Source organism: Oricola sp. (genome assembly GCF_965230365.1).
GTDB lineage: Bacteria > Pseudomonadota > Alphaproteobacteria > Rhizobiales > Rhizobiaceae > Oricola.
In genome coordinates this window covers 1,045,589-1,055,000 of sequence record NZ_OZ246003.1, presented here as the reverse complement: position 1 = coordinate 1,055,000, position 9,412 = coordinate 1,045,589, and the positions used below count along the sequence as shown (strand labels likewise).

The 9,412-nt window shown below is 63.1% G+C and carries 10 protein-coding genes (1 of these 10 only partly in view); 2 read left to right on the top strand and 8 right to left on the bottom strand.

What is annotated here, in order from left to right:
- Positions 1-1,930, top strand: partial view of a M23 family metallopeptidase gene (locus ACO06R_RS05110; protein ID WP_421856998.1) — the 3' portion only. It extends 56 nt beyond the left edge of the window; 1,930 of the gene's 1,986 nt are visible here — the last part of the coding sequence; its start codon lies beyond the left edge, outside the window; its stop codon occupies positions 1,928-1,930.
- On the opposite strand, the gene ACO06R_RS05105 is transcribed toward ACO06R_RS05110, so the two are convergent.
- From ACO06R_RS05105 to ACO06R_RS05070, 8 genes are all read right to left on the bottom strand, one after another.
- Positions 1,927-3,474 (bottom strand): MFS transporter, encoded by a 1,548-nt coding sequence (locus ACO06R_RS05105; RefSeq protein ID WP_421856995.1) that lies wholly within the window; start codon positions 3,472-3,474, stop codon positions 1,927-1,929. The genes ACO06R_RS05110 and ACO06R_RS05105 overlap by 4 nt on opposite strands.
- A gap of 175 nt (positions 3,475-3,649) precedes the next feature.
- On the bottom strand, positions 3,650-3,943 hold the full coding sequence (locus tag ACO06R_RS05100) for a hypothetical protein (protein ID WP_421856992.1): 294 nt from the start codon (positions 3,941-3,943) through the stop codon (positions 3,650-3,652).
- 147 nt (positions 3,944-4,090) lie between these two features.
- A complete protein-coding gene (locus tag ACO06R_RS05095) occupies positions 4,091-5,020 on the bottom strand; it encodes an electron transfer flavoprotein subunit alpha/FixB family protein (protein ID WP_421856989.1) in 930 nt (309 codons plus the stop codon).
- 19 nt (positions 5,021-5,039) lie between these two features.
- The gene (locus tag ACO06R_RS05090; protein WP_421856986.1) at positions 5,040-5,789 is read right to left on the bottom strand and encodes an electron transfer flavoprotein subunit beta/FixA family protein; all 750 of its coding nucleotides are present in this window, start codon (positions 5,787-5,789) and stop codon (positions 5,040-5,042) included.
- A gap of 194 nt (positions 5,790-5,983) precedes the next feature.
- Positions 5,984-6,760: a rhomboid family intramembrane serine protease gene (locus tag ACO06R_RS05085; RefSeq protein WP_421856983.1), complete on the bottom strand. Its 777-nt coding sequence runs from the start codon at positions 6,758-6,760 to the stop codon at positions 5,984-5,986.
- A gap of 38 nt (positions 6,761-6,798) precedes the next feature.
- Complete coding sequence (locus ACO06R_RS05080; protein ID WP_421856980.1) at positions 6,799-7,380, bottom strand: cob(I)yrinic acid a,c-diamide adenosyltransferase; 582 nt, start codon at positions 7,378-7,380, stop codon at positions 6,799-6,801.
- Positions 7,381-7,389: 9 nt separating this feature from the next.
- A complete protein-coding gene (locus ACO06R_RS05075; protein ID WP_421856977.1) occupies positions 7,390-7,593 on the bottom strand; it encodes a twin transmembrane helix small protein in 204 nt (67 codons plus the stop codon).
- A gap of 32 nt (positions 7,594-7,625) precedes the next feature.
- Positions 7,626-8,459 (bottom strand): SDR family NAD(P)-dependent oxidoreductase, encoded by an 834-nt coding sequence (locus ACO06R_RS05070; RefSeq protein ID WP_421856974.1) that lies wholly within the window; start codon positions 8,457-8,459, stop codon positions 7,626-7,628.
- Between the two features lie 77 nt (positions 8,460-8,536).
- On the opposite strand from ACO06R_RS05070, the gene ACO06R_RS05065 reads away from it, so the two are divergent.
- Positions 8,537-9,400: a YihY/virulence factor BrkB family protein gene (locus tag ACO06R_RS05065; protein WP_421856971.1), complete on the top strand. Its 864-nt coding sequence runs from the start codon at positions 8,537-8,539 to the stop codon at positions 9,398-9,400.
- Positions 9,401-9,412: the final 12 nt, after the last annotated feature.

Genomic DNA, 9,412 nt, shown 5'->3' with positions numbered 1-9,412 from the left:
GCCGCCCATGCTCGGGAGCGACCGAAAGAGCCTGCCGGACCGGCGGGAAGTTTCGCTGCGCTGGTTGAGCGGCACCGCGCTGACCGGGCTCACTTCCACGATCCTGATGAGTGCCGCGCTGTTTGCCGCCCTGGACGGTCGCGAGTTGCTCGCCGTACCGGCCGAAGTCGCGACATCAGATCAGCTCAGCATTTATGACGAGAACGAGATCGCCGAGAAGGGACCGCGCGTCTTTATACCCGCATCGCTGAAGGCCGAATTGTCGGACCGCCGGCGTATGGACGTCTCCATGATCACCCGGGTCGGCGACAGCGACGTGATCCGCACCAAGCCGTTCGAGCATGTCCACATCGCGCTTGCCGCCGGTCACAACACCGACAAGGACTATCCAGCCTTCAATCCGCTCAACATCTTCTCCGATGGCTCCGAACCGGAACCCCTCGAGGATGACACGCAGAGCATTATCTACGGCGCCAATGTCGAGACCGAGGTCGAAGTCCGTTTCGCCTCCTTCGACTTCGATGAGGAAATCCCCGAAGACCCGCTGGCGCTCAGCGACGCGGAGGCCGAGGAAATCGTGCGCGAGACCGCCGCCATCCTGACCGATGGAACGGTCCAGTTGGCCTCGCTGCACTATATCGACCCGTTCCGCTTCGGCATCAGCGATCCCAGCCTTGTCACCGGCCTCGGCCTCGCCACGGCGGCCAAGGTCGTGCCCGAGAACATGTCGGTTGCCGCGCGCGCCGCCAACAACCGAAGCGAGCCCGGCTTCGCCGCCTTCGACGAAGATCTGATCGAACTGAACGACGCCGGCGAGATCGGCGTGCTGCTCGCCGAGACGGGCTACGGCAAGGCCTCCAACATGGCCACCGCGCTCGAAACGCTGCTGCAGGCAAAATCGCTGAAATCCGGGCACGCTATCCGGCTCGGCCTGCAGGCGACCGAAGACGGCGCCGACATCGTCAGGGCGTCGGTCTATTCGGGGGCGAACCACCAGTTGACCATCGCGCTGAACGACCGCCGCCAATACGTGCCGGCGCCCGAGCCGGTCGATCCTGGCGTGATGCGCCGCCGCGATGGCGAACTCGGCGCGCCGGTTGTCGCCAACCGCGAAATGCCGAGCGCCTACGACGCGATTTACAGAAGCGTCCTGTCCTACGACCTGCCCGACACCATGGCCGCCGACATCGTCAGGATGGTGGCCGCCGATGTCGATTTCCGTTCGGCGATCCGCCCGACCGATCGCATCGAGCTGTTCTTCGCCCTGCCCGAGGATGAAGCCGCCGCCCCCGATGGCCACGAATTGCTGTTCGTGGAGGCCTCGTTCGGCGGGTCGGCACGTACATATTACCGCTTCAGGTCGTCGGACGGCGTCGCCGACTATTATGACCGCGAAGGCCGCAGCGCGCGCCAGTTCCTGCTGCGCAATCCCGTACCGAATGGGGTGTTCCGGTCGCCGTTCGGCAAGCGCAAACATCCGATCCTCGGCTACGTGCGGATGCACTGGGGCGTCGATTGGGCGGCGCCGCGCGGCACCCCGATCATCGCGCCCGGCAATGGTGTCGTGACCAAGGCCGGCTGGGCCTCCGGCTACGGCAAGCAGATCGTGCTGCGCCACGCCAATGGCTACGAGACGTCGTACTCGCACCAGAGCAAGTTCGCCAAGGGAATCGGCAAGGGCGTGAAGGTCCGCCAAGGCCAGATCATCGGCTATATCGGCACCACAGGCCTGTCGACCGGCCCTCACCTTCACTACGAGATGAAGGTCAATGGCAACCGCGTCGATCCGATGCGCGTGCGCCTGCCCAAGGGCCGGGTGCTTGAAGGCGAGGAGCTGAAGGCCTTTGCGCGCGAGCGCGACCGGATCAACGCCCTGCTCGGCAAGAGCCTCGAAGACGACGGAACCGTCGTCGCGCAGGTCGCCGGCTAGGGCGCGTTTTGGTCCCGCGCCGAACCGTGGCGCAACGTGATCCAGGCGACCGCCCCGGAAACCAACGACAGGACAGCGACGATTCCCGCAACAGTCGAGAACGCGCTGTTCGTCGCCTGTTCGAAGACTGCCAATAGGCTGTCCGGGCCTGTAAACTCGGCGCCGAAGGTCAGATCGCCCAGGGAACCCGCGGCGGCGGTGTTCTCGATCGCCCGATCGAACACCGCGCTCGCCAGAAGCCCCATCATGGCAACCGCGATCAACCCCGCGACGCGGGAGATCGCATTGTTGATCCCCGAAGCTGTCCCGGTGTCATTATCGGAAACAGCCGTCATGACGGCCGTTGAAAGCGGCGACACGACAAGGCTCATTCCGACACCGCCAAGCGCCATGAGCGGAAACACGTGAAACCATAGGTTCTGATACTGCGCGAGCACCGCCAGGCCACCAAACGCTATCGCCACGATCATCGACCCGGCCGCGATCAGGGGCGCAGGCCCGAGGCGGTCGGCAAGCGCCCCGCCCCAGCCGGACAGCAGGGCAATTGCCGCACCAAAGGGCACGAACACCATCGCCGCCTCCGTCGGGCTCCGTCCCCAGCCGTTTATCAGGGTCATCGGCAGATAGAACAGCACCGCCGACAGTCCGAAATAGAGGAAGAAAGTAAGCACGTTCGCGCCCGAGAAAGCAGTGATCGAAAACAGCCTGAGCGGGACCATCGGTGAAGCGATCCTCGCCTGGGTCACAATGAAGATGGCCAGGACAGCGGCTCCCGCCCCGATGAATCCGATCAGTTGTCCGGTGGCCGGGATGCTGCCCTCGCCGCCGCTCCCCGTCATGCCATAGGCCAACAGGAAGAGTGCCAGCGTGATCAACGACCCGCCAAGCATGTCGATCCTCCTTGCACCTGCGGCGGAATCGGGTGGCACCAAACGCCAGAGCATGAACAAGGCAGCGCATCCGACCGGGAGATTGATGGCAAAGATCATCCGCCAGCCCGGATCGCCGGCGGCCGAAAGCAAGACACCGCCGATGATCGGCCCGACCGTCGTCGTGAATGCCGATGCGGCTGCCCAGATCCCGATTGCCTTGCCGCGTTCCTCAGCCGGATAAGCCTTGGCAATGATCGCCAGACTGCCCGGCACCATGACTGCCGCGCCAATACCCTGGACGCCGCGCGCCACGATCAGCGTTTCGGGATTGGGTGCGATGGCGCAAGCCATCGAGGAGATCACGAAAACTGCAATGCCAAAAATAAAGACGCGCCGCAGGCCGAAGCTGTCGCCCACGGCACCGCCAATCAGGATAAGTGAAGAAAGGAACAGCATGTAGCTGTTTGAAATCCACAGCGCTTGGGGAAGCGTTGCGCCAAGATCGCTGCGAATCGCGGGAATCGCGATCGATACGACACTGCCGTCGATGAACCCCATGCTTGACGCGAGGATTGCCGACCACAGGACATATCGGCGCCGGGTGCGGGGACAGAAGGGTTGATAGGATTCCGCGCCGAGGCTCTGCTGATCGACCGAACCGGTTATCGACATTCTCCACCCCTCCCGTGGATCGGTTGCAGCGCCCCTTTCCAGTCATCGACCGGCCGGACTTTGCGGGACATCCGTTTAAACTGGCGCACTATCGCGTGAAGTCACGGGTCCCGCTCACCGCGCAAAAAACCGAGTTCGGGCGAACAAACCTGACCGGGACACACTCCAGTACCTTTCAGCCCGACTTGCTCAGGGTTTTGACGAGCCATCGCAGCAGAAAGAACAGGCCAAGCAGCGCCAGCAGCAGCGGCAATCCGGTAAACACCGAGATAAGCGCAGCCCCCATGCCGAATTTCGCGATCGACGTATAGGTTTCGCTCACGCACTCGATGGCGCCCGTATCCAACCTTGGGCAGACATCCATCAGTGAAAGCAGGATCAGCGAGCCGAAACCGGCAACGACATAGGCGAGTGCGGCGTAGCAGAGCCAGCGAAACAACAGAAAGACGAAACGCAAGACCACCCTCATCCGTCGCCCTTTCCCGGATTTCCGCAATGTCGGGCGAGATTAACGCGTTAGCACCGGCCCCGCCAGTTCTCCGCATACCGCAACAACAAAAGCCCGCCGCGGTTTCCCGCGACGGGCTCCAAGATTGAAACTTCCGAAGCTGGCGGCTTAGAGCGCGTCCTGCAACTTCGGCAGCACGTCGAACAGGTCGCCGACGAGGCCATAATCGGCCACCTGGAAGATCGGTGCGTCCTCGTCCTTGTTGATCGCGACGATCACCTTGGAGTCCTTCATGCCCGCCAGATGCTGGATCGCACCCGAGATGCCGCAGGCGATATAGAGCTCCGGCGCGACGACCTTGCCGGTCTGGCCCACCTGCCAGTCGTTCGGCGCATAGCCCGCATCGACGGCGGCGCGCGACGCACCGACTGCCGCGCCGAGCTTGTCGGCAACGGGAAGGATGACCTCCTCGAACTTCTCGCTCGAACCCAGTGCCCGACCGCCCGAGATGATGATCTTGGCCGAGGTCAGTTCCGGACGGTCGCTTTCCGAAAGCTTGTTCTCGACAAAGCTCGAAAGCCCCGGATCGGCAGCTGCGGCGACGGCTTCGACCGCTGCCGAACCGCCCGCGCCGACCGCCTGAAAACCGGCGGTGCGCACGGTAATCACCTTCTTGGCGTCGGTTGCCTGCACGGTTTGGATCGCGTTGCCGGCATAGATCGGGCGCTTGAACGTGTCAGCGGACACCACCTCGATGATGTCGGAGACCTGCATCACATCAAGCAGCGCGGCAACGCGCGGCATGATGTTCTTGCCGCTCGTCGTTGCCGGCGCGACCAGCGTGTCGTAGCCATCGGCCAGCGAAACAATCAGCGCCGCCATTGGCTCGGCCAAACGCTCGACGAGTGCCGCGTCGTCGGCCAGCAATACCTTGCTCACCCCGTCGAGCTTCGCCGCCTCGTCGGCAACGCCGCTGGCACCCTGACCGGCAACCAGCACGTGAACATCGCCGCCGATCTGGGCCGCTGCGGCCAGCGCTTTTGCCGTCTGGTCGGACAGGCTCGCATTGTCGTGTTCGGCTATCAGTAGAACTGCCATGATCCTGTTCCTTCCCCGCTCAGAGCACGCCGGCTTCGTTTTTCAGCTTGTCGACCAGTTCGCCAACATCGGCGACCTTGACGCCGGCCTTGCGGCCTTCCGGCTCTTCGGTCTTCAGCACCTGCAGGCGCGGACTCATGTCGACGCCGTAATCGGCAGCCGACTTTTCGTCGAGCGGCTTCTTCTTGGCCTTCATGATGTTTGGCAGCGACGCGTAGCGCGGCTCGTTGAGGCGCAGGTCCGTGGTCACGATCGCCGGCATCTTGATGTCGACCGTCTGCAGGCCGCCATCGACTTCGCGGGTCACCTTGGCGATGTCGCCGGCAATCTCGATCTCCGAAGCGAATGTGCCCTGGCTCCAGCCAAGCAGCGCCGAAAGCATCTGTCCGGTCTGGTTGGCGTCATCGTCGATCGCCTGCTTGCCGAGGATCACCAGGCCCGGCTGCTCTTCGTCGACGATCCCTTTCAGGATCTTGGCGACGGCGAGCGGCTCGACCAGATCGTCATGCTTGACCAGGATGCCGCGGTCGGCGCCCATTGCAAGCGCGGTGCGGATCGTCTCGGCCGCCTGCGCCGGTCCGATCGACACGGCAACGATCTCGGTGGCCACACCGGCTTCTTTCAGCCGGATCGCCTCTTCGACTGCGATCTCGTCGAACGGGTTCATGCTCATCTTGACATTCGCGAGCTCAACGCCCGAACCGTCGCCCTTAACCCGGATCTTCACGTTGTAGTCTACAACACGCTTGACCGGCACCAATACCTTCATTGCGAGTAACTCCCATGATTTCCGTCGACTGATAGTCAACCGGCGGACCGGCCGCTTGCGCAAAGTCGACATCTCTCGTCGCGCGTCAATGCCGTTTTCCGGGTTCCGACACAAGTCCCGAAGCGAACAGAGGGGCGCGCAATCGACGGTTCTTTATTTTACGTTTACGTGAACGTCAATATTGTTGTCGCCGATTAGTCCATTCTGCCCCACCGGCGGCGCTGGCCTTCCGGGGGCTCGGCATCGGCTGTGGCGCGCACTGTCCGGACCGCGTCCGGCGTGACAATTTCCCGATCCAGCAGCGGCACGCCCCTGCGGCGCATTACCACCACCAGCAGCATTCCGGCGAGCGCGCCGCCTGCATGGGCTGCCCAGGACACGTTCTCGTCCGCCAAAAGCACGATCGCCGCAAACTGGTAGAGTATCCACAGCGCAAGCGGGATCGCCGCCGGTAGCCGGAGGGGAATTCGCCCGAAGGCCAGCACCCAGACCATGACCCGGGGATGCAGGATGAGATAGGCGCCAAGCACACCCGAAACCGCGCCCGACGCGCCGATCAGCGGCGCGGTGGAGATGGGATCGACCAACCCATGCGCCAGTGCGCCCGCAACCGAGCACAGCGCAAAAAACAGCACGAAGCGTAAATGGCCGAGCGCGTCCTCCACATTGTCTCCGAACACCCACAGGAACGCCATGTTGCCGGCAAGATGCAACAGGTCGGCATGCAAGAAGGAATAGGACAGAAGCGACAGCTCTTCCGGGATCACCAGCCGGTCCGGCGGCAGTTCGGCGAAGTCGTTGAACACGGCGGGAATGTAGCCGAACGAATAAACCGCCGCCTCATAGGTGCCGGCAACCAAGTCGAAATTCACCAGCGCGTAGACGAGTACATTCGCCGCGATCAGCCCAAGCGTCACATACTGCAGCGCGATATGCTTGAGCGTGTTGGCGTCGTGCAGCGGAATGAACATCGGGTATTTGCGCCTTCAATCCGCCGCCGCCACGTTGACTAGCGATTTTCGCCGGGCACCCACAACACGTCGTCGGCACCATTGTCGTTGACTGCGCGCGCGGCAACAAACAGGAAGTCCGACACCCGGTTCATGTATTTGATACCTTCCGCGTTGACATGCTCGCCCGGCCGCTCGCCAAGTTCGACCATGGCGCGTTCGGCGCGGCGCGCCACCGTGCGCGCCAGATGCAGCGCCGCCGCGGCCGGCGAGCCTCCGGGCAGGATAAACGAACGCAGCGGCGAAAGCCGCGCATTCAGCGTGTCGATATCGCCCTCGATGCGTTCCACTTGCGCATGCACGATGCGCAGCGGTTCGTATTCCAGTTTCACGCCGGTGTCCGGCGTCGCCAGATCGGCGCCGAGGTCGAACAGGTCGTTCTGGATGCGCGACAGCATGGCATCGATGTCGCCATTGTCCGCCGAAAGCTGCACGCGCGCGATGCCGATACACGCATTGGCTTCATCGACGGTGCCATAGGCCTCGACGCGAAGATCGTATTTCAGGCGGCGCTCGCCTGTACCAAGCGCGGTCGTCCCGTCATCGCCGGTCTTTGTGTAGATCTTGTTCAGAACAACCATGTCGTCACTTTACCCTGCGCTACCCGACCGCGCCACCATGATGCCGATCACGATGATCACGACCGCAACGAATTGCAGCAAGACGCGAAGCTGCATCATCTTGTTCGAAAAATTGCCGCTGCCGCCGCGCATCGTGTTGCGCAGTCCGACCAGCAGCACTGCCGCGACCGCCGCCATCGCGATCAACGCGAGAAAAAAGAATCCACCTGACATGCCGTCTCCTTCGATCCGGGTTCGGGTAACACCTATGTCCGCTTCGCGACAAGTCGATAGAACAAATCGGCCGGCAACAACCATTTGCCGAAAGCCGCGATGCGCGTGTTCGGCGTGACCAGGTAGTGCGTCTTCGGATTCCGTGCGGTCAACGCCCGGTTGAGGGCGCTGTAGACCTGTTCCAGCGCGCGGCCGCCATCGTCCGCCGTACCTCCCGCCTCCAGTTGCGCGAGCCGCCGGCGGTAGAGCGCGGCATGCACGCTGCCGTCCACGTCGATGTATTTATGCACATAGGGGATCGCGTTGAGCGCAATCTTCGACGGCACGGGACCGATCTCCAGGAGCGAAACGTCAACGCCGCTGCCGTAAAGCTCCATGCGCTGCGAGGCGACCAGCCCTTCAAGCGCAAATTTCGACGCCACGTAGGCGCCGCGCAGCGGCGCCGGCACCAGCCCGAGCACCGACGAGGCGTGAACGATGCGCCCGCCCCCCTGCGCCCGCATCACCGGCACCGCCAGGCGCGCCAACTCGTGCCAACCGAACAGATTGGCCTCGAACTGCTCGCGCAGCGCATCGGTCGGCAGGTCTTCGACTGCCCCGGCCTGGCTGTAGGCACCATTGTTGTAAAGCGCATCGAGCCGTCCGCCGGTGGCTTCCACGACCGCGTCAAACGCCGCGCAAACAGAGTCCGATTCGCGGTAATCGAGATAATGCGCCTCGAAACCATCGCTGCGCAGTGCGGCGAGATCGGCATCCTTGCGCGCGGTCGCAAAGACGCGAAATCCGTCTTCGCGCAACCGGCCGGCACAGTACCTGCCTATCCCCGATGAGCAGCCGGTGACGAGGATCGACGGTTTATCTTGCATGGGGTTTCCGTTTAGACGTTTGCTACAGGAGCGCTTGCCCCTATTCGACCGTGCAAGGCAAGCTGTTTGGCGAATCAATGCTGAGACGACTGGTTGCGCTGCGGCGTATCACATACGATGCCTTCGGGCATTTCAACGACACCGACGGATGGGCGCTGGCCAGCCATGTCGCGCTTGCCGCGTTGCTGGCGATCTTTCCCTTCCTGATCTTCGCGACCACGCTTGCCGGTTTCCTGGGCGCTGACCGCTTTGCCGAGACGGCGATCCACCTCGTCTTCGACACCTGGCCGGAGCGCATTGCCGCGCCGATTGCGCGCGAAGTCGAGAACGTTCTGACCGTGCAGCGTGGCGGCCTGTTGACGATCTCCGTCCTTGCCGCGGCGTTTTTTGCCTCCAACGGCATCGAGGCGCTGCGCGTCGCGCTCAACCGAGCCTACCGCGTCGACGAGTCACGGCCGTTCTGGATGATCCGCCTGCAAAGCCTCGGCTTCGTCATCATCGCGACCTTCGGTTTCATGGCGATCAGCTTCCTGCTCATTCTCGCGCCGCTCGCCCTTCGCATTACCCAGCAATGGATACCCTGGCTGGACAACTTCTCGTTTTCGATCGGTTTCGCCCGTTATGCCATCGCGCTGGTGGTCCTGGTCGCCGGCCTGTTCGTCGCCCACAAATGGCTACCCGCCGGCAAGCGCAGCTTCGCGTCCTTGACGCCCGGCATCGGCCTGACCATCGCCGCCTGGTTTCTCGGCGCTGGCCTGTTCGCCCGCTATCTGGAGAGCTTCGCCAGCTACGTCACCACCTATGCCGGCCTGGCGTCGATCATGATCGCGCTGGTGTTTTTGTACATCGTCGCCGCCATCTTCATTCTTGGTGCCGAAATCAACGCCGCGATCATCCGCTATCGCGAGGCGCGCCAACTGGTCGCCGAAGCGAAGCGCTGATCTTTGCCCATC